Consider the following 23,595-nt stretch of genomic DNA (forward strand, 5'->3'; position numbering starts at 1 on the left):
AAAATAAAATGTATGAAATGCATTAGAATTTCTGCACTGTGACTTTAAGACGTTTAAATGTTAAGCGATAAGGATACTCTATACGTCATTAATAGTCTCTAGACATAAATAAGCCCTCACTCCCTACCGGTTAGGTGGAAGTTATTTTAAATAACACTACACTTTTTTGCTGCAGTTAATGATAAAGCATAACATTTTATTTCTTTTTTTAGCCTCCATAGAAGACATGCAACCGTAGACTATCTACAATAACTTTCTGTTACCTTAGGCTCAAACTGAGCTGAGCGTTACTAACTTTACATCATCTGTATTATCCAGATGCAGTCGCTTTGAATATCCTAATAATACATCTTGTCAACCTCAACCCACACATGATAGCGCTCTCATTAGAACGAGCAATGTGCGCCGCAGCATCGGCGTACATATTAATTATCTCACATCACATACAGGAAGCCTCTGCCGTGATAATGTAGAGATCAAGCCGTGACCCATAAAAGCGTACTTTTTTCTGCTATATGCTTATACTTATCGGTCAAGGACTCTAACCTTACTAAACTTCTATCGCTGCGCGATTTTATTAAATTAATAGATTTCAGACTGCAAATTTAGCGAATCATCTTGATCTATTTAACAGTATTTATTTTCAGCAAACTGCATTGAATATCATGTAGGAAGAATAATGTCTCATCTGATTATGATCAAGCTTGAAAATGCATCAAATGTCCCTATATAAATATTGTCAATCTTGAGTCAATAAAAATCATATTAAAGGAGAATGTTATGGCTTATCGTTCTTTTTCTCTCATACCAACGCTCAGTAATCATCTACTATCTGACCGTTTTACACAGATCGATAATCTGTTTAGTCGATTGACGGGTGCAAGTCCTGTGACTGACACGCCCGCCTATAATCTATTGAAGAAAAATAAAGAGCATTATGAAATCACGGTGAGTGTACCCGGCTATACACAAGATGAGTTGAATATTTCATTGCTAAATAAGCAGTTAACTATTAGCGGTAAACCGAAAGTTGAGGAAACCGCCGTATCCAAGGAACAAGATGGCATTAAATGGGTGCATCAAGGTATAAGAAAACATGACTTTTCCTTGGGTTTCAACCTCGAGCATCGTATCAGTATCCATAAGGCTAGTATAGATAAGGGATTATTAACTGTACAATTTACTTATGATATTCCTGAGCAGGAAAAACCGAAGAAGATCGCAATTGGTGCCGAGCCTGAATTAGCCCGAGTGATTGAACATCATGCCAAGTAATAGTAAATGCCCCTCATCGGGGCGTTTACTACTTCTGGCCCGTGATGAATACCGTATTTTGCGTTTTTCGACACCATGCATTTGTTTTTATACCTCTTCGCCAAAAAACTTTAAGATTAATGTTTTTAATAAGTGACTAATGATTGTTCATGTAATGTCTGTCTATACTCTCTTACTGAGAACCACATAGTCCGAGTATCTTAATGGCAGCGCTGTAATATTAAAAAGCAAGTCTATGCACTCATCTGAGGTTTTGCATATAAGGAAAAACACCGATGCACTATCGGCTCGGTGCTGATGACCTTATTTAAATAACAGATGATCAGCCACATTATCTAAGAAACGATTTTACTATCTATACAGCCATCCCTTATTCAGTTATTAACGCTCTCAAGGAGGTAAGCTTCTTGAGAAGGGCGTGATTGCTCTGCCAGCTTTTTTCTATATTGCTTGTGCTTCATGACGCTTGCTCTACACCCCGGCATTCAGGCTCAACATTTCAAGACCCCGAGCCCTGGATGGTTTTGATTAAAAAACAAAAAATTTCGTATAGATAACCCGCACTATGTTATTTTGATAAAATGGCGAACTATATCTGCAATCTACACTGCATCGGTAAGGTATTATGATGCCTACGTACCATCGTTGATCCAGAAATTAATACGTATAGTCCGCATCCATTGACCTCTCATCAAGGAGAGAATATCGGGGGTCGTAGCCAGTGCACGCTAGCGAAATAAAGCTGAGGGATATTATGTCTGTTCTGCTAAAACGATGAAAATCGTTCCGCTTTTTAGGAAAATTCTCTTGTACAACTCCATTTGATAAAATCAAAAAATTGATATTGCTAGTTTTTTATACCCGTTCTTATTGCTACTATAAAGACTTATGTTATTGCTTTCAACTTCTTTAGTGCCGCTATGCTACGCTTCTATTGCATAGAACTCTCGGGAAAGAAATCATGCTTTTGGGTTTTATCTGTAAACGCTCCATTACTACTGAAAAACTTACGTACCTTTGTTGAATAAATTTCTTTCTAAGAGAATATGATGCATTGTCAATTCGAGCTAAAAAATATTTTCCACTAAATCCTAAAGGATCGAGGCATGATGCCCTTCAGATTGAAAAGCTGCTTCACGCTTTAATAGAACATCGTATTAGCTTACGATAGAATTATTTTTTAATTTTGCAAGATAATTCAGATCTTTTGATATTTTTTAGGGTCAAAAAACAGCTAGGCGCTTATCTTTTACCTATTCATCACATCTACTACAATAGAATTGATAGTTATGCATCATGTAATGATTTACTTTTATGGTCAAAAAATATTTTGAATAACTTAAAAACCTATAGTGAGTAAGCGACTAAAACACTCTTCATACGTCACGCTTACGGTGTCCAGGCTTCTTAAGAAGGTACAATTAATTATATCTATGCTTTGACCATCATGAATACCTTCCCTATTGCTAGGATAATAACGAAGCCTGAAAACCCATCTAAAGATGAGAATAAAACTATCATTTCTTGAGATAGTTAGGGACGTTCATAAGTCTACTTTCTTAGGCTAGTTATCATGACTAAAGATCAGATATTGCTTTAAAATTGAGTGGTAGCATTGATAGTGATGCCCTTGCTGAATATGACGCTCTCGCTGCCCGCCGCGAGAGCAACTTCTCCCTTTTTATTTTAAGAAAATGGTGTTGTTGTGTTCTGCACTATGATCTTCTTTTAGAGACAACATGCTAGATAATTATGCACCTTTTAAGAAATTACTGACTGATCTTGCCAAGTGTACGGGGTTGTGCAAGCGAATTTGTCTAAAAAACTGAAAAATTTTAATAGTTGTAGTAGAATAGACATAATCTCTTTTTTGTCCTTAATAGAGCATTATAATAACAGCACGTGTCGTAAAGAAAGTTAGCAAACCCGTGCATTATTTTTTGGAAAGTGTACTTTATCACAGGTGATAAAACTTGTAGATCGCGGGGACTGCGATGCGTAAAATCAAAAAAGATAATTTATGATGCCTTACACTCTACATGACTTAAGCAGGGTGACGGCATACAAGATGTTCTGCAACACAGTTTTGCCATACTGGGCACTCTCTCTCCCGGCAAATAACTTGAGAGAGCTAACATCAATACATCAATACAGGCTATCGCAGCATGCTGGAGATTTTATCTTAATAGCAACTGTACTTTTCTCGCTAAACTTTTCAAGAAAAGTCGAGGCATCTTAACGGTTACTGTAGTAATTTGGTATCGAAGTTTCTAGAGCATCGCCGCTCATGTGCGTAGATAAAGACCACACGCCATTTGCTATCATGCAAATTGATAGCAATTAACATCCAGACATATCTGAATAAATATTCAGTCTGATATCCCATCTAAGCGCAATCCTTGATGTGTCATTCAGGAATACTCTTTTTGACTCTCATTCTTTTATTCTATCAACAGCACAGCACTACTGCTGAAGCTCTGTCGCAGTAGATCGGTGAGTAACTTGACATTTTTTGCCATAAAGATTATGATTAAAAATTAATGTAGCATGCTGAATCGATCATCACGCACCTAATAGATATATTAAATAATATACGATGTCTTCGCACAGTACTCTCTTAAGTCACTTCCATGCTATTTACTTATATTGCTTTATTTTTTACCATGCTCCCGAATGGTCTATCAGATATGGCCATAATGATTATACGCATCTTTAATAACAGGACATGCTTACACGAGCATCTGGATATTGCTTAACGTAGCTTCAAGCGAATTGAATGGATTGAATGCTCTCATAGCTAGAATTGTATGTGACGAAATAATGCTATTCTGCACTACTGGAATTAAGCGATGATGCTTATGGCTATGATGAGCTATGCTAGCTTAGCATAGAAATATAACAGTACCTTAAACTATGCTCTTTCTTGAGAAGCATACGCTTTTTCTATCATGCAGCTCTAATGCCCTAAAAAATATTATTTAGTTGCATGTTACCCCCCCCCTCTTTGATTTTGGCGATCGTCTCAGGATCTGAAAGATATTTCCCCGTTCAGATATTATTGCATAGTCACTATCTGGCACGTGTGCGATGATTTTTATTTTTATAAATAGCTGCCTGAAAATCAGGCAAGCATCTAATGCTTTCACGCTATTTTTATCAAAACATTTAATAACTTAGTTATTTTTTAATATAACTACCAATTTTTTACTCTTCCCGTTTGAATAAAAATATTTACTACATTAAACAACACCGCTAGATTGCGTATTTTTAATTACAGGATGCATGTCTATCTCTTCTGATATCCTTTTATTGTTAAAAGGAAATAGCTCATTCCGCTATAGCAGATCATAAATCATTTGACTAATATGCAAAATTTCTTATGTATTTTACGTCATATTATTTTTTTATAAATTTATTTTATTATTTTTAGTTAGTAAATATATAACGCTCTGCAGCGTAGCATTATAAGTCTAGACCTAAAGTTAAATATTAAAAATATTTATTAGTACTGAGATCTTTTTACATATCGTATATTTTTTATTTCTTGATAGCTCTCATCAAAGATCTGTGCATAATATTTTATTCCTCATTACTGCTAGTAACTCATTTTCAAATTTTTTACTGGAGAAAAACACATGCCTAAAGTTAGTATCTCTACTTACGTCGTGTGCTAATGTTTAGATTGTATATCTTTCGATTCAGTCCATAATCTATTGAATTCTCGTGTGTACTTATCGGCAATGTCTGGTCGATGACGTAGATACAGTACATTTTCTGCGTTACAGCATGCAGCACTTTTCGTGTAATTAAACGATCCGGTTTCAACTGCATGATTATCAATAATCATGAACTTGTTATGCATAATCGCATACTTATGATTGAGCTTGATTGGTACGCAGTGATTTACTAAATACGTAACAGTTATATTCTTTCCTTTTTTCGATTTTTTATCAGTAATCATACGAATATTAACACCTCTCGCTTTTGCATCAACAAGCGCTAATGCAATAGGTAAGCTCGTAAATGAATACGCGGCAATATCAATCGATATTTTTGCTTCTTGAATTGCTTTCAGGATAATCCACTGCGCCATCTTTCCCGGTGAAAATCCAACCTCTATGTCATGCATACTCCTACTAGCCGACAACGAAGATGTAAAGATGAGAAGGATCGAAAAAATAAAATTGATCAACTGTACTTTTTTACTCATTATTCTCGTCACCTTGATAGGGGCATGTTGTATTCTCCTATCTCTAAATAACCTTCTGGAAAGAATTTAGTAACCAATCATCATATAATGAAATATTGGGGTTATATTCGTTTCCGAATCAACCATCAAAAAATCGACCAGAAGGTATAGAACTATTTTTTAACGCTGGCGGTTATTATTACTATCATAACACATAATGGTGTATTCACCTGTAATAATCAAAAAAATAAACATACTGAAAATAAAAAATAACACCGTGGAACATATTGCATGTATTAACAAAGATCATATGACAAGACTCAACGCATGTCATGCCTATGATAAAAATTGTTGCTATTTTGACTCGTTTTTTATCATACACCACCAGAGAGGTGTATTACTTAGCATATCCCTCTTATTGACATGTTGACATACTCAGGCAGTTAGCATTACGTACATTATTTTTGACGCTACTGACATGGTGTGTTCTAAAAAACCCCTAATTGAGTGCAAAGTATTTTTTAGATAAACATCTAAATGTTATATATCCTTTCATTCTACTCAGGGCTTTAGACAACTAGAATTTTTTTGATCCGTGTATTAATCTCCTCACTGTTGTTGCATGATAAAGGTGCTTTTTGACATAACGAAAAGCATTTCTCTCTTATAGAGCTCCTGCAATTTTATCGTCTGGTTTACCTACGCATCTTGGTCATGCAGAGTAAGATGCGTATTTTAAGAGTATCGTGTGAACTAGAATCTACTGATTCAGCGCGAGCCCTGAGAGAAAATTCTTGTCCTTAAACAACATGCTAAATCCAGATCAAATGTGCATTTTCAACTGCTAAATTACACGCATAGTATAATAGGTTGCAATCTAAGATTGCACGCCAAAGCATAATAGCATCAGCGGCTACTCTTTTTCTCTCAATAGAACATCATATAAAGAATCTTTACCCCTACACGCCGTTATCATCATGCTTCTAACTTTTCCGCTAGTTAGCTTGTATCAAAGCCGGCATCTCAGGAACACCATCAATACTGAGGTGCAATAAATTAGTACACTTCATTTTATATAGCCTTCTGTCTGTTGACGGATACTACTTACACCATGCTCTGCTTTTTTTGATACAGCCCGTCGGGATGCAGATGGTGAAAAAATAAACACCTAGCAATCTATGCTATCATCATCACGTAATTTATACGCGCACTTCATACTAAAATTTTTATGATGATATGCACTTTTTATGCGAGCTGCTGAAAAAGACTTCAAGAATCTTAGCAGGAACTAAATAAGTTGAAAAAGTCAGTCGAGGAATCAATGACATGCCTGTTTTAAAAAAAACATTCATGTCATTATCAGTGCTCTAGAGATAGTGTGATCTTAGTAAAAAATCATCGGCACAGGCCTTAAAAAAGCACGCGCTCTTTCCATCCAGGAATCGCTAGAGAATTTATTGATGTTGTTAAAAAAATCGTGATGCATTAAGATGATTTATGAGCACGAAGGTAATGATTTCACCTTTTACTTTATCATAAAAAGACTTTCTTAAGATACAACTTCTGAGCTGTAGTGATCATTTTCTAAACTTTAGCTTTTCTAAAGAAACTGATGCTATATTAAAAATAATATCTTCTTTAACTGCACTGCAGGAAGATAATTTTTCTATTCGATAAAATTACGTCAATGCGAGATCGTAACTCATCATTCACATATCTCATACATTAATGCATCGCTCAATCACATCAAATCCGATTAATCTAAAGTGAGCATTTCTCAAAACTGATATATTTCATAAAGCATTTTAAAAAAAAGATCATTATATGATGATTTTAATTTAAATTATTATCATTTATAGTAACAACATATTTTTTAAAGTAAAAAATATCTAATGTTTTATTTAAAATAAAAATAAATGTAATATATTTAATAATGTTACTGCCGTATATTAGGACTGATTAGAAATTAAAATGATGAATCATAAAGGTCAGAGCTATAACATAGACATCATGGCCACTACTCATTATCTCTAACAGTGCAGATAGAAAATTTAATAATGCCCGAGCCTAAATTAATCCTCTCTAGACGTATCAGCTCGGTCTGCCTATGCAGGCTAACCCGAACGAGAAAGTATTAAATAATCGAACTCCTGCTGTGTTGATATTAATTTTTTTGAACCATCTCTTTCTCTAAGAGAGGCTCCGTTGTTTATTATTCTAACATTATAGTGTGATAAAATTTTTAACAAATTAGATATTAGGTTATTATCGGCATCAATTAGTTCCTGCCTTTCAACAAAACGCCCTCTACTAGCAAACTTAAAGTTTATCATTACCTGCTGACTAAATGATCAGCAGGTGCTCCAGAAATTTGGTTCTCTGAAAAAATCCGTGAATCACGGTCAGCTATTGCTGCATCGAAAAAACATTGTTATTAGCCGACATGCCCGACCCCTAATAGCCTGAGATCAGGCGCACACCCCGGAGTAATAAAGTAAACGGCATTTCATCTTTTGATGAAAGCAGCATAGGTGTACTGGAGTCAATTTTTAAACTTATAGAACTGGCCTTAAGATGCGAGCGCTATCCGCTTCTTGCTAAGAAAGCAACAAAAATGTATATAAGCATCACAGCGTTAACACATGGTGCAATTCTGCATATAAGTGAAAAGTCAGGGACTGGTTGCTAGTTTCTTTAGCACAGTCGCATGGATAATCCTAGCAGTAGAGTAGGTTATCAAAAAACGCAAAGTATGGCGTACACTACATCTGGAAAAAACAGCGCGATGCAATATCATTACCAGTACTAATTTCTCACAAAGCCGCACTACTGGGCTACTAAATCTCCTCGCGAGCATAACAAGTTAAATAGCTAAAGAGCAGGCAAGCATCTTCTGATGAAGTTCCCCATTCAGGGCCATGATCATTGCGTGGTATGGTGAAAAAACAACACTACCTATCCCCTAACAGCAGCGTATAAAAAATTTTCCTGCTTTATAGCATGAGAGCAATCACGAAACTGAACTGAAATCCAGATGCCTCGAGAAAATACGCCATCAACCGAAGACCTTCGCTGAAGGAGGCGTCTTTTCATTCAACAACTGCTAGGTGAGTATCTAACTTTGCATAACTATGATTCTTGGGCAGAAACGGCAATATGAACATAGTCACAGCGCTGGATAAAATGACACCATGAAAACATGACAAGCATTTTTCGGATCCTATCACAATACCCCAACTAGAAAGATACTGATCACAAGAATTTCTACTTTGTTCAATACAGCCTTCAGTCTATCGAAAAAATAGGGGCCGTGCGGGAAAACCGTCATCAACCCAGGAAGGATGCGTATTCTAAGGTTTCAGAAAGTATTGTCGCCACCAAGCCATAGCTATAATAAGACGCTTTGTTGGGGGGGTATATAATACCTATTCCGTAGGCCGCCGCACATACATCACTTGAGACTCATTCGCCGCGCTTGACACGCACCTGGTTTGGTATCATCGATGTTACCTAGCCATCTCATCTGACAAGAGGCATTTTTAGGCATGTCAAATAACTCTTCTATCCCCCTTCGGGTAGCAAAATTCGGCGGCACTAGCGTGGCAGATTTCGACGCGATGAACCGAAGCGCTGATATCGTATTAGCCAGTCCCGCAGTCCGTGTAGTCGTGCTTTCTGCCTCGGCTGGTGTCACTAATATGTTAATCACCTTGTCAGAAGGGAACGCAGCAGAACAGAGAACACACTATCTTTACGAAATTCGCCGAATACAATATAGCATTATTGATCGCTTGAGCGAGAAAACGTTAATCCGTACAGAAATAGATCAAATGATCGATAGTATCGCCATGCTTTCTGAAGAAGCGGGCCTTGCGACATCACTTGCGCTTACCGATGAGCTGGTCAGCTACGGAGAACTTATGTCAACCCGGCTGTTTTTTGCGCTCCTACAGCAGCGGCATGTCGCGGTAGCGTGGTTTGATGTGCGTCAAGTAATGCGCACGAATGCTCAATTCGGTAGGGCCGAGCCGGATAACCATATACTCAAGGTAAAGACTCGCCGACTGCTTCTACCTCGCCTCGCAAGTGAGCTCGTTATTACTCAAGGCTTTATCGGCAGCGAGCGGCGAGGACGGACCACCACCCTCGGCCGAGGAGGTAGTGACTATACCGCAGCATTGCTAGGAGAAGCACTCAATGCCGGGAGGATCGATATATGGACCGATGTTCCCGGAATCTATACCACCGATCCACGAGTCGTACCTCAAGCAAAACGGATTACCGAAATTAGCTTTGAAGAAGCGGCAGAAATGGCCACTTTTGGTGCTAAAATTCTGCATCCAGCTACATTACTTCCAGCGGTACGCAGCGAAATTCCGGTCTTTGTGGGCTCTAGTAAAGAACCCAGTGCAGGTGGTACTCTGGTGTATCATGATGCCGGACATCCGCCGATTTTTCGTGCTCTAGCTTTACGCCGTCGCCAAACCCTACTGACGCTACACAGTCTGAATATGATATATGCCCGCGGTTTTCTAGCAGAGGTATTTAATATAATGGCGCGACATGCTATTTCAGTGGATCTGATCAGCACATCCGAAGTCAGTATCGCATTAACCATAGACACTACCGGCTCTACCACGACTGGCGCGAGCCTCATAACTCACACACTCTTAGCCGAACTCACTACTCTGTGTCGAGTAGAAGTGGAAGAAGGCCTCGCTCTAGTAGCAGTAATTGGTAATCAATTATCGCAGGGCGGCAGGGTGGGGAAAGAAGTGTTCAGCGTCTTAGAGCCGTTTAATATTCGCCTTATTTGCTACGGCGCTAGCAGCCATAATCTCTGCCTACTTGTACCAGGTAGCGACGCTGAAAAGGTGGTCAGAGCCCTGCATAGCTCGCTCTTCGGCTAAAATAAACTCGACAGTACGATTAGATCGACACCGAAACGCACATGCACCAGCATGTTATATGCTAGAATTTCTAAAAATTAATATTTTCATTGCCTGAGATTTTCGAAAATATAGTGTCTCGGTTTTTTTGAACGTTTTAACATATATTATGAGTTAGTTGCTAGAGAGGGTATTTTTGTGTAATGCGGATGCCGCTCCGCATGCCTAACAGATTTATTCAAAGCTATCAGACCGCGACTCTCACTTTATCTATCTGGGTCTTCCCTTCACAAAACACAGAGAAAACACAACAATGTTTTGAGGCTGCATGTGTTTTTTAAGTAAATCAAAATTTTTGGTAATCATACCCTTCTCTCACTATATTCATTTCAACAACTGGTCAACCATGGCACGACCCATATGCCTAATGACCCGCTGACCTGCTTACAACAAAATCCTAAATCAGGGCAATTTTCTAATACTAGCAATGCTAGAGTCTGTACTTGTATGAACAGTCAATGTTTTTCTTGAATAGCATAACCGGTTACTGCACTACTCAGAGATCCTGATTACCAAAGTGCTGATGATGTAACAGCGTCTTGATCTTTCTCGGAAAGTTTTACAAGAATTCGTTCATGCCATTTTTAAAATTATAAAACAGCCTCTAAGATACACAATCGGTTATTTTCTTAGCAAACGAGCAACGATAATGAAGAGCAACATAAAATGCCAACACTAGGTAACATTCCCTATTAAATAATTAATAGACCGGGCTGAAATATTTTGATAAAAAGCAGATAAATAATCTGGCGTAAAAAATCTCTACACACGTAACGCATGGTATACTCACTAGGTAGAAAAAAGAGCATACAATACATAAAAAAATCCATGGGCCCTTTTCAAAAATCCCTAATACTCATGAACGTACTATGATAGATATGATAATAAAATAAACCTATACAATTCTTAAAAAGGCATTGGCTAACGACGCTTACGCTACAAGTAAACGTCATGGTTCATAGTTAAATATAGAACAGAAAACTGCTGTACTTCTCTTCGACACGCAGTGTATGGTCTTGATCAAGAATATGTTATGCGCCTGACCTTTTGATTTATAATTAGCATCTGACTGCTAGTCATTATGACTAGACAAAACTGTAGATTATCACTAGTACTTACTAGATAAATTGGCCATCGTCTAAATCAAAACACTGCCAGGTGATCATCTCATAGTCTCCGCGTCTCTCACGCTAAGAGAGACGGGGCAATAAAAAATCAAAACAGTTACATTGCCGTATGCCTGGGATCTGTCATCCCAGGCATACGGCGCACCCCGTACGCAGAGCGTAGAAATTCAACAACAGTGCTACTAGCGCTTGATCTTGTCCATCAAAGATACTAATATAGTAACCACAACTATCATGCTATCTTATAATCTCTTCGAGAGATGCCATAAAATTATAATAATATATAAGAGAATATAGCAATTAGTTGTATTATATAAAATAATTCTATTATCTTCTGAAATGGCAGAAAAGTATAATGATCATGTCTAGTGTATTGCGTCCTAACAATATATACCTTGATGCTTTTAGATCTTTATTGAACAACTTAGGCTAAAAAACCAAAATGTATTTATTCTAACGAGAAGGAACCCCAACCCTTGGGCGTATGAGGCGTGCATCGACCTTAAAGATGAGACTCAGATCAATCAGAACTGATTTATCGTTTTTTAATTACAATGCTATGGTCGTGTTCGCATTTGTTAGGATCTTCACAGGCCTGCACTTCAGCGCATTTCGGACAGAGCCCATGCGCCTCTACTACGTTATGTGAAATTATAAAGTTAGCAACAGAAGCCATGCACTGCAATATATCTTCAATGCTCTGTGTAGTTTGTTCAGTGACTAGGCTACAACCGTCACAAATAAAAAAAGCTGAGGTATGCGACGGTTCGGAAAAGTAGTCGCATAGCACAAAGCTGTTGGTTGATTCAACGCGATGTACAAAGCCTTGCTCAAGAAGAAAATCTAACGCGCGATACACAGTTGGTGGTTTTGCCTGTGGTTCAGACTGACGCAATAAATCGAGCAAATGATACGCACTGATTGCGCCATTCTGTCTCTGCATTAGGCGCAATAACTCTTGACGTTGCGGCGTGAAGCGAACATTACGCTCCTCACACAATTGTTCAGCCTGGCGGAGAAGTAGGTTTTCAATGGTGCCTTTCATAATAGTCTCCGATTCACGATTTCTAACGCTATATTACCACGAAGGCACAAAAACCACGACTCTAAGCATCTTAACCTCTCTATAAGAGAGTCGGCTTTTGAATAATTCTAAAATTGTATTTATTTATTTGAATAGCACACATTAAATAATGGTGTTATCGGTATTCAGCATTCCTAACAGCGAAGATTCATTGACGACTTTGACTACTGCTAGGTCTGTTCCTCTTACGCATCATAGTGATGCATGCTTAGATAACTGCATTATTCTAAATGTAAAAACAGTATACGGTGCTGTTGTATGGGTTTACTAAACAATCATTGTTATGTCGAGCGCACTGTTGTATCGTACATTCTTATGTAATCTGTTAGATTACAGGAATAAATCAGTTTGCTTTATTGTATCAATCACAAAAGTCTATTTATTTAAATAAGCTAATTAGTTGCTAATATTCAACCGTGCACTTGCCTTTAGGTTATGGGCGGGACGAAGAAAATTACACCTCTGCTTTGGCAGGATTAACAGATATATTTTCTGCTGCAAAAGAGCAGCATAAGAATAACGTGTATCGTTAGCACAAATAGCTAAGATAATTTTGGTATTCTTTTCGGTTAGCATTTTCAAATCTAGAAAGCTTCTTGATTAGTGGTATTGCTGTAGAATAAATCTAAAAAAATAATTTAATACATTTTTCGATCTACTACGAGATGACGCTAGGCCGAATACTCGGCGTCTTGAGACCCTCCTGTATAAACTATCTATCGTTTTTCGCTAAATACTTCAAGGCTAGTGCCTGCTATCAAGCACTGCATCGCTCATTATTCCGTGTGTAAAGATAATATGCCGCAACCTTATTGAGCATAAGGTAAGACTTTGTCTTTTTTATTAGCTGCCTGTCTTACCAAGCATTTTCAATTTACTGTTTTTATCAACCTTACAAATACTTAGGGATTTTAACATAACTATCATACTATAACGTTACTTTTAGTTATTATGTTTCCAGTGCAAAAAAGCGTTTGAGCTAAAAAACTAGCAGCAACATCTATATTCGCATGTACATAGCATATGCCATGCCTGTAATATTCGTTATTGCAATGTACATTGCAATAAAAAAATAATTCATTTATTTGAGATAAAGTGCTAGTTTTAAATAAAAGTAACTATTTTTTACTTTCTTCGCTTGACGAAAAACTAACCGGTTTGTTTTACGAGGAATCGGCAAAGCATGAGAAGTGTATAGCACATGCTCATTAGAGCCTGCAGGCTTTCCATTGCCTTCCGAGTTTGCTAAAATTAAAATTTAACTAATTGTTAAGATTATATATCTTTACTCAACAACCTAGCAAGATCGCTTGCAACTATTTGATAATTTTACCCCTTCGCCTACATGTTCTATTGTCCATCAACATAACGCGGAGTCAGGTGAATGACCAGAAGTGTATTAAGGAAGGAAGCCTCTATCGAAGCTAATAGCCTGCTTTCGTTCTCATAAAGCATGCCTCCTAATCAGAAGCTGGTCTTCAATCTTTTAGTTAAAAACACAGTATAAAATGAACTAATATTGCCCATTTACATCCTGTAGAGGATGCATGACCGGCATGTTGACGAAAATTTTTTTATACAATGTCATTACAATTGATTGTTGAAAGAAATACTTTTGGACCAAAGTACAATTAATTAGCATTGTTGCTTTAATATTTTCATCACCTCCTACCAGATAACATTTACGCTATTTTCTATGTGACTCGATCACATCGAACCAGACTGCTGACCCCTCTACTAAAAAATTTTTTCTAGCGCAAGAAGTAACAACATAGGCCATTGCATCTCATATTTACGTTTGTATCCCGTTATTCGTTATCGTTTCTTTCTAAGAAAAGAACATTCTAGGGTTTTAAGCAAGAACTTCATATATTTAAGAATCCAGTCAATAAAAATCTTTAACTCTTATAGTGAAAAAGCAAGCTCGACTGAAAAACATCACCTTGGTTATAACTCTTCATTGCCGAGAGCAGTGCTCTGATCAAACGGCAACCGGCAACTAGCTCCATCTATACAGCAACACTTCACTCATCGATTCATACTGTCCAATGACCGTGTTGCATACACGCTTTTTTATAAATATATTCGCATCTGCTTACACAATTTAACTGTATAATAAAAACCATTTATTGCAATGAATCTAGTACACTAAGCCGTTGATTCCTTGAAGTTTTAAATTATTCAACGAATATGTTTTCCCCCGAAGACGACAAAGATAATTTGATAAAATTTTTTAGTAGTAAAGCATGAATCTTTAATAATACATGATCATAATTAATAATATTTTATTACCAAGAAATACTTTTTCAAAAAAATGTTTTTACTCTTCTGCTATAAAACTTTAGCAAATTATCCTTGTCGTCTTCTAATTAGTCTTTTCTCTTATTTATTGAATAAGTGTCAATATAAAGCATAAAGACAACTTTTTGGATATCCTGCTACCCTTAATATCCCTCCTGTTTTTGAACTAAGTGAGGCAAACAATGGTAACGGGAAACGTATCTTCAGTATTAGTGGCATTAAGAGCACTACTCACATATTTTTGCTTTATGTAAATCCACCCCCCTTAAAAAAACAACAGCGCACTCTTTCTGGGATAGATTCACGATAGTAAGTATCTATGTCTCCTATGCCTACCATTTTGCACCTTGCCGCACCTTCTAAATAAAGGACAAAATAGCGCCGAACGCTATGAGAAAAATCACTAAAAAACATAATAAACTATTCCCCTTGGCATGATCGGAGGTGAATAGATAAATTATTGTCTTGCACGTGCCCTTGCGAGCACACATAGAGTGCTAACCTGTAAATGAACAAGGTAGAATCAACATTTAGCCTATTTTTTTAATATTTATAAGGAGCCACTATGCCAATTATGGCACGCACCCTTTTTCGAGACATGCTGTATTTTTTCCGTAATCAGTCTTTTAGTATCATTATACTATCAATATTGACGGCAATAATCAGCGTTGTCTTGGGGCATGTATTGTCCCCAGGCAATGAGCAGCTGATGACGCTTATTGATGTTGCCCATGTAGCCGAAAACAACGAGCTTAACCAGAAGCAGCTTATAGAGCAGATGTCTAACGATCAGCGTCGTGTGTTGTTCAAAGCCTACGCTGCTAGCACAGTGTCCTCTCTAATCTGCAATGTCTTTCTATCAGGCGGAATGCTTGCCATAATTCGCTTGGTATCTAACCGAGAGCTCGTCAAATTTTTGCCTGTACTATCCCTATTGGCGCTGCTATTACCCCGCCTGCTGTTCCTCATGGTTCTTACGACGCTCCTGGTGCAACTCGGTCTGCTACTTATGATTGTCCCGGGTATTTTATTAGCTATCGCTTTTATACTAGCGCCGATTATTAGCACAAACGATAGCCTAGGACCTCTACAATCAATGTTTCTAAGTGCCAATCTAGCGTTTTCCAATCTCCGACTATTGTCGCCGGCGGTATTTTTCTGGCTACTAGCTAAAGCAGGAATACTGCTGTTAGCAACTAAGTTAACGCTCTTATCATCACTTGCAGTTACTGTTTTATTAAATAGCTTGAGCAATCTAATTTCCGCTCTTTTTCTGCTATATCTTTATCGTCTTTATATGTTTTTACGGGAGCCAAAATAACGGCGGATAACATATTTACCGATGACAGTTCATACAGAAATGTTCTTATTCCCCACTCTTAAAATATTTTTATTATGAGTATGCTGCAAAACATTTACTGTGCAGACGACGCACTCATTGGCTCATTAGTATTCACAGTGCGGTTATATACTGCTACGCTCTTTCACAGTAAAATATTTCACCCTTATTAGCGTCTTGCTGATCATGATCCGCGGCTCTCTGATGCGTAACTAGAAAAACGCAGACTATATCAAATATAAGGAAAATAGAATCTAGATTCTATTTTCCTCAGGGATACTGATGTAAGTTTGTTATTTCAGCTAGTTACTTATGCAAAAGCTATTCGACCAAGAGATTTACGTCTCTACGCAAGCTTGAAAAGATTTAAATCTTGCCTGTACGATGTGCTTCCGCTCCCATAGTGAGGGGAGATTGCTATAATACTCTCGAGATCAAAGATCGTTTAAGTATACTTTCAATTTTTCATCTACCATGAGGATAGTATTGACGCTGCTCAAAAGAACTTTTCTACCCTCATATAACCTTAAAAGGGAATAATCACTTTCTATTCATAATATGCCTTTAGAACGGCTAATGGTTTAACGCTAGCTAATGTCGAAAACATACTTGTAATCATGTGTTATGCCGAATTTTATGATACTTTTATGCGTCATTCGGTGTGCTTGATAGGATTATTGGGTTAATGTCTGCGAGCATGAATACTAAATCGCCTAAATTCGGCATAATCGTGACATAAGCTTATATAAGCCGATAGAGCTATGTTGAATCAGTAGACTCCTACTGCAGCCAGTAAGATATGGTGATGCCTTGTATTTTTCCAGGCACTGAGTCACGCATATGAAGTAAAATCATGCACTTTTTCTGTATGACATCAAAAGCAACCCTAAAATGCAGAACCATATCTACTGAACATTCACAACATGACGCATGTAGTCATTCTATGGATCAATAGAGCCATGCACATGTTTAGTTATGTAAAGGTTTGTTAAAAAAATTTTTATTATCAAAAGCTCAGCGCAGTGCATGCATTACAATGCCTAGACTCTACAGAAAACCAAAAATGATCAATCATCTACGAGCGTAGGTACAAGAGCTGCCTCAATTAGAGGGAGTTTTTAAAAACACGTATGAATCACTTATCTATGCTAACGAGACAGGAACGACATCTCTTAAAGGAGATTGACAAGATCTTATTGACTTGGATAGTCATCACTAAAGTTCTAAAAAATACAAGGGTTATTTAGTCTCATCAAAGTGGGGTTAAAAGCATTCCGTAACTCAAGTTGTAAACTTATGTATCTGTCACTCACCATAGTACCCAGATGATGCCTTACGCAATCAGCCGGTAAAGTAAAAAAGCATGCAGACAGTCCTGTAAAATATCGTTGAAAAACGCAGATTGTAGACTCACTATCCATCTGATAACTGCATACATAAAAGATGCAATAATACTCTTAACTGCTTTATAGCACTTTTCATGATGGGGGGTGGCTCTGCTAGATTTAATAAACGCTACCAAGAAAACAGAAAACCATCGCATGACGACCAAGTGCGCGCATTACTATCATGACCCCCTCCATTGAGAAACACATAACGCTACGGCAACGCTCATAGGCTCCGAAATATTGACTAGCCGATCATTCTCTCAGCATTACCACACGGTTAAACATTAATATCTTACTAGCGTCTGTGAACTCTCTAAAAAACAACGGGCTATCAACAGAAATCACTATCTAACATAGTCAAGATTTTTTGCCAAACCTTTGGGTGGTCAGCCGTATCTGTCTAGCAACAATATGCTAGTAGGTCGGGTGCCAATAACGATCAAAGCCCATACGCGCATTGTGCACGGTAACTTAGGATTAGCATTATCTGCAGCGCGACACAATAGCGTGACTTTCAGTCAACTATTTACCAATCCTATGTAAAAAAAATTCGCGCCCCTTAAGGCTAAAGATGACAACACTGAACTTATGAGCCATTCCCGTTTCCGGCCTCAGCTTATAACTGGTGGCGAGCCCTATAATATTTTTTAGCGACACAGAATGCATGTATCGAAAAAAAGAAATAATTCTAGACCTCATATACAACAATGGTTTATTGATACTAGGTAACTTGTCTAATGACAACATCCAGCATCTAGTGCGCCTGTTAGAAATAAAGCGAAGTTAACATGGTAATATATTAAAAATAGTTAGATAATGTGGTCGATTTCACTAGGTTTATTATCACATTACGAAACACAAAATACCGTGCCCCATTCAAGGGGGATTGAAAAACTGCATACATGTCACTAGATATCATCCATCACCTGCATGCTCAATCATGAGATTTGCTTCAACACATCCATGAGCCAGATGAGACGCAGGTGTACGCTATCAAGCGATGACCGTAACTTCGCTAAATCAAGGATTGCAAAAAAACAGACCTATTCTACTCTCCTATAAGGTGTTAGTAGAACATGTCCTTCTTCTCCCCTGGTGTCATTTTTTATGACCTCTTACTGTATTTTTTTACCTTGAAGACATGCATCGGCTATAATCTCTTAGACGCAACCAACCGCGAGAGGAAGCAGTGAGAGAAGTTGCTTAATGAATAATGAGGGTCCCTTAAAAAAGGGAAGCGTTAGCAGGCATCGAGGAACGAGGCATCATTTTATTCAACAGAAAACACTTAGCGCCCTTATTTGATAGGGAGGCCTCTCATCCATCCCTATAAAACCTATGAGATCGCTAACCAGAAACATAAAAAAGGGGCTACTCTATGCGCGCCCCAAAAGATTTAACAATCTAGAGTAACGAGGGACCACTAGGGAAACGTAGCCATGCTGTCTTCCGGAGATCAGAAGAGATGAGTAAGGTAATACTAGACATGCAGGTAGCGTGTCATAATACAAGTGATCTACCTAACGAGAAAGATTTTCTTCGCTGGCTTCAGGGCGTTTTTCCACTGTTTCGCAACTACACGGAAGTGACTGTTCGTCTAGTAGACGAAGCAGAAAGCCACGAACTCAACCTTACATACCGCGGTCAAAGCAAACCTACGAACGTGCTCGCCTTTCCCTTTGAATCACCTCCAGAAGTTAAACTGCAACTGCTAGGAGATTTGGTCATCTGCCGCCAAGTTATAGAACGTGAAGCGCAACAACAAGCAAAAGCGTTAAATGCACATTGGGCGCATATGGTTGTCCATGGTTCACTGCATTTACTAGGGTATGAGCATATCTTGTATCAAGAAGCATTAGAGATGGAATCAATGGAAGCAATAATAATGCAAAAACTTAGTTACCCAGACCCCTATCTTTTGGAACAAGAAACGTAAGCTCTTGTTCCCTTTAATTATGAAAGACTGAAAATAACTAAACGCTATGAACAATGATTACTCTCAGTCCAATGGCCGCATCAGTTCTAAAAAGAAATTTTTTCCTTGATGAAACATCAACTATTTCACGGTAAAGCAAAAAATCGTGACCAGCTTTTGAAGCTGATTCGGGATTACAAACATAATAAGCTAATCGACCCCGACACATGCAAAATACTAGAAGGAGTCATCGATATTGCTAATAAGCGGGCCCGGGGTATCATGATCCCCGCTCACAGATTATCATGCTGAAGCAACACCAATCCCTAAAAGGATATCTTAGCATAATCGTCTAATCAACCCATTCCCGACTTCCGGTCATGAACGAAGATAAAGATTATGTAGACGGAATCTTCTTGGCAAAAAATTTACTACCATTTATGCTGAGCTACAAAGACCTCTTTAGCATCTCGCGGATACTGATGCCGGTGCTAGTAGTTCCGGAAAGTAAGCGGGTCGATCTCATGCTTAAGGAGTTCCGATCCACATGTTATCTCATTATGACCATCATCATAGATGAATGTGGGGGCGTCTTTGGCCTAATTACTATTGCAGGCATCTTGTAGCTCATCGTCGGCAAGATTGAGGATGAATACGATGATAAGAAAGAGCGGAATATCCTCCAGCTGAACCTTCAAACCTGCACTCTCTGGGACCTGACTCCTATAAGGAATTCAAGACGCACTTTAGTGACGAAGCCGTGGGATAGCATAGGAGGTCTAGTGATGCAACTCTGTGGGAGTTTACCCGAACATGGTGAGGCTATCGATATCAAGGGCGATCATTTCACAGCCGCAATAACCGACAACCGTCGCATTATCCAGATGCATGTCAAAATACCAAAGCATACACTTTAACACACTATAAAAGCTGGCTATTCCACATGGACATCACTCCACGTTCTATGCCCCAGCAGCTCCGCATCCTGCTTGCGATGGTTACCGGTGCCAGCGGCACACTAGCATTTTCCCCCTATGATCTGTGGCCAGTAGCTATTCTTTCTCTCAGCGGCCTGTTGGCGGTAACGCTCAACCGCAGTAGCCGGCAGGCAGGCTGGCTTGGCTTTGTCTGGGGATTTTGCTTTTTTGGCACCGGCGTTAACTGGGTCGGCATAAGCATTGCACAATTCAGCGGTTTGCCTTGTCCAATACATGTAGGACTGGTAGCGTTGCTAGCTGGCTATTTAGCGCTATTCCCCATGCTATTTTCTGCCCTTCTAGCACTGCTATGGCAACGTACAAGTCTATTTCGGCTGGCTCTTGGTGCACCAGCACTATGGTCGATCACTGAATTTTTGCGCGGATGGATACTGACAGGTTTCCCCTGGCTGGAATTCGGTTACAGTCAAATTGATGGGCCGCTAAAAGGCATCGCGCCGCTTTTAGGTGTTCAGGCCATCACCTTTTTTTTAATGATGATAAGCGGCATAGCGGTCTTTGGAATAGCGAAGCAAAAACCTCTACCAACGTTCAGCGCCCTAGCACTCTTGCTCCTCCCCTGGCCGCTGCGCTCTTTGCAATGGTACGAATCTCAGCCGACGCGCGCAATTGACGTGGCGCTAATTCAGGGTAATATTGCACAGTCAATAAAATGGGACACTGCTCAGGTGGAGCCAACGTTAAATATTTATTTAAAGAGAACCTTGCCGGCTCTCGGTAAGGCGAAGATAATCATCTGGCCAGAATCGGCAATTCCCCTCGCTGAAATTACCCAGAATGGTTTTCTAAGTAGACTCGACAAAACATTACTACAATGTCAAACTCATTTAATCACTGGCATTATTGACGCACGGCCCACTCTATACGGGTATGATTATTACAACAGTATCGTAGTCTTAGGTGCAAAAATACCTTACCATTATCCCTCTCAAGATCGCTATAACAAGCATCACCTAGTGCCTTTCGGTGAAACAGTTCCGTTTCCAAGTCTTCTCCGCCCGCTCGCACCGCTCTTTAATCTGCCCATGTCCTGCCTCAGCAAAGGGCCATACCTACAGCCGCAGCTGAAGGTGGCGGATGTGAAGCTTACCGCGACCGTTTGCTACGAGATTATTTTGGGAAAGCAGGTTCGGGATAATTTCCGTCCGGATACTGACCTCCTTCTAACCGTGTCCAACGATGCTTGGTTTGGTCATTCTATAGGCCCATGGCAGCATTTCCAAATGGCACGAATGAGATCACTAGAGCTTGGGAGACCGCTGATACGTAGCACTAATAACGGCATCACCGCAGTTATCAACGCTGATGGGACATCGCAAGCTCAATTGCCTCAATTTACTTGTGATGTACTCAGCGTCCGCGTCACACCAACGCGCGGGGTTACCCCTTATGCCCGCGCCGGGGCCTGGCCGCTCTGGATTATGACACTAGTAACTGGCTTGATCGCTATGCTGCTTGAACGTCGTCCTGCCTCCTAAAGACTTATCATGTTGCTTCATGAGGGGTGATTCAGCGATGTGTTTAATTACACTCTACGATTTTAATAATTAATGATGGCAGAGATTTATAGGATCGATCGTGGTGATAGTAGAGCTTATGCAGTGAGATGTAATGGTCATTCCATGTGAGGGGCTGAAATCTATACCATTCCGCTGAACATCAAAATGCATCGGCTTTCTTTTCATTATGGTGGCACTATATTAAATATATAGCACACGACCAGTAATATAAAAAGTAATGAATCTAGCTAGAGTCATACTACACGAGTATCAGAACTTACCTTTTATAGAGGATATCGTACATACATAAACATTCCGCGCATTATGGCCATTAGCGCACTACATTCATTACAATCAACGATCTCTATAGCGAGATGGCATACACCTATTCAATTGTCTACTGACAAGAACACCCTCGAGCAACGCGATCTCCTGCCTCAGAAAATAGATGAGCTAGCTATTCCATATGTTAAATAGAGAGACTCTCTGTTAGACGATATGTCTCAGGCTGCTGTTGTTCTCATCAGGTCAAGACAAGAAACCGCGGTGTAATGATGGTGAAAGAGAGCTTTTGTTATTCTCTGAGGCTTTACGGGGTAAAATTGGAGAAAGTCGTATAGATAAGTCGCATTAGCTGCTAGCAAGGCGCTTAATCGCTATTTAATAAAACATTTAGGCCATAGACTTCGTGAGTCTATTACTGATCACAATATAAAAGTTATGAAGTAAGAGCCCTTGAGAGATATTATGCGCCAAACTTGCTTCATGCGCTTCGACTATAAGCAGCATTGCTAGTACGATCATGGGTTTACACACTTTGAGTCATTGCCTGATCTCCTTTCATGATCAACAAGCATCATGCTCACTCAATTAAAAAAAAGTGATAACCTACTTTCCAGGAACGGCATTACTACTCCGTCTATAGATGCTGATTTTAAGCTGCCTGCTGATCTTGATGCTGAACAAGCCCGAGGAAGGTCAAGATTACGTCTCTCGCCATTGAAGGCGACCAGGTTTTATGTACTTCATTAACCAGTGTTATTACAAACACGTTCATCATCATTGTGATCAGTCGTCCATACGATAACTTATCGGTTAATGCATGGTTAATTACATCCATTAGAGATTGCGCGTACACGATACGTTTATATGATCATTCCGCATAGATCATCTTATTTTCACGCCATAAACTGCTATATGGATTTGATGTTATGGTCTATTTTTTATAAATAGCATACTATCTTATTTTGCTTGTTCTTCGCCAAAAACTAGAAAATCATTCTAAAATAACTCAAGAGTTAATTTTACCGCATGTTACGTTTATATTCTGATCATACTGTTTTAGTTTTTCTGTGAAGAAAATACTCAGTGTCGATTCACTGAAGCGCGATAAATTTACACTTCCAGTCAATTTGGCTCCCTAACCTTATTAGAAAAAACTAAAGCCTTATGTCATCTACCACAGTGGCGCTGGCTTTATTTTAGTAGTAAAAATTATTTAGCTATACCGTATAGGGAAGGTTTTCTCTAT

At 38.8% G+C, this 23,595-nt stretch carries 8 protein-coding genes and 1 pseudogene; 6 read left to right on the forward strand and 3 right to left on the reverse strand.

Features of this window, described 5'->3' with window-relative positions:
* Nucleotides 1-780 precede the first annotated feature (780 nt).
* A complete protein-coding gene (locus A359_RS02350; protein ID WP_014888257.1) occupies nt 781-1,275 on the forward strand; it encodes an Hsp20 family protein in 495 nt (164 codons plus the stop codon).
* Between the two features lie 3,670 nt (nt 1,276-4,945).
* On the opposite strand, the gene A359_RS02355 is transcribed toward A359_RS02350, so the two are convergent.
* The gene (locus A359_RS02355; RefSeq protein ID WP_014888259.1) at nt 4,946-5,485 is read right to left on the reverse strand and encodes a phospholipase D family nuclease; all 540 of its coding nucleotides are present in this window, start codon (nt 5,483-5,485) and stop codon (nt 4,946-4,948) included.
* A gap of 3,524 nt (nt 5,486-9,009) precedes the next feature.
* Between A359_RS02355 and lysC the strand changes: the two genes are divergently transcribed.
* On the forward strand, nt 9,010-10,374 hold the full coding sequence (gene lysC / locus A359_RS02365; RefSeq protein WP_014888260.1) for a lysine-sensitive aspartokinase 3: 1,365 nt from the start codon (nt 9,010-9,012) through the stop codon (nt 10,372-10,374).
* A gap of 1,701 nt (nt 10,375-12,075) precedes the next feature.
* On the opposite strand, the gene zur is transcribed toward lysC, so the two are convergent.
* The gene (gene zur / locus A359_RS02370; protein WP_014888261.1) at nt 12,076-12,585 is read right to left on the reverse strand and encodes a zinc uptake transcriptional repressor Zur; all 510 of its coding nucleotides are present in this window, start codon (nt 12,583-12,585) and stop codon (nt 12,076-12,078) included.
* A gap of 2,905 nt (nt 12,586-15,490) precedes the next feature.
* Between zur and A359_RS02375 the strand changes: the two genes are divergently transcribed.
* The 4 genes and pseudogenes from A359_RS02375 to lnt all read left to right on the forward strand — a co-directional run bounded on the left by A359_RS02375 (nt 15,491) and on the right by lnt (nt 22,043).
* Nucleotides 15,491-16,246 carry a YciC family protein gene (locus tag A359_RS02375; RefSeq protein ID WP_014888263.1) on the forward strand — a complete coding sequence of 252 codons (756 nt, stop codon included), beginning with the start codon at nt 15,491-15,493 and terminating at the stop codon, nt 16,244-16,246.
* A gap of 2,871 nt (nt 16,247-19,117) precedes the next feature.
* Nucleotides 19,118-19,588 carry an rRNA maturation RNase YbeY gene (ybeY, locus tag A359_RS02380; RefSeq protein WP_014888264.1) on the forward strand — a complete coding sequence of 157 codons (471 nt, stop codon included), beginning with the start codon at nt 19,118-19,120 and terminating at the stop codon, nt 19,586-19,588.
* 46 nt (nt 19,589-19,634) lie between these two features.
* Nucleotides 19,635-20,484: pseudogene (locus A359_RS02385) on the forward strand (transporter associated domain-containing protein).
* Nucleotides 20,485-20,510: 26 nt separating this feature from the next.
* On the forward strand, nt 20,511-22,043 hold the full coding sequence (gene lnt / locus A359_RS02390; protein ID WP_014888267.1) for an apolipoprotein N-acyltransferase: 1,533 nt from the start codon (nt 20,511-20,513) through the stop codon (nt 22,041-22,043).
* 955 nt (nt 22,044-22,998) lie between these two features.
* On the opposite strand, the gene A359_RS02395 is transcribed toward lnt, so the two are convergent.
* Nucleotides 22,999-23,184 (reverse strand): hypothetical protein, encoded by a 186-nt coding sequence (locus A359_RS02395; protein WP_044104536.1) that lies wholly within the window; start codon nt 23,182-23,184, stop codon nt 22,999-23,001.
* Between the last annotated feature and the right edge of the window lie 411 nt (nt 23,185-23,595).

It is taken from the genome of secondary endosymbiont of Ctenarytaina eucalypti (assembly GCF_000287335.1).
Classification (GTDB): Bacteria; Pseudomonadota; Gammaproteobacteria; order Enterobacterales; family Enterobacteriaceae.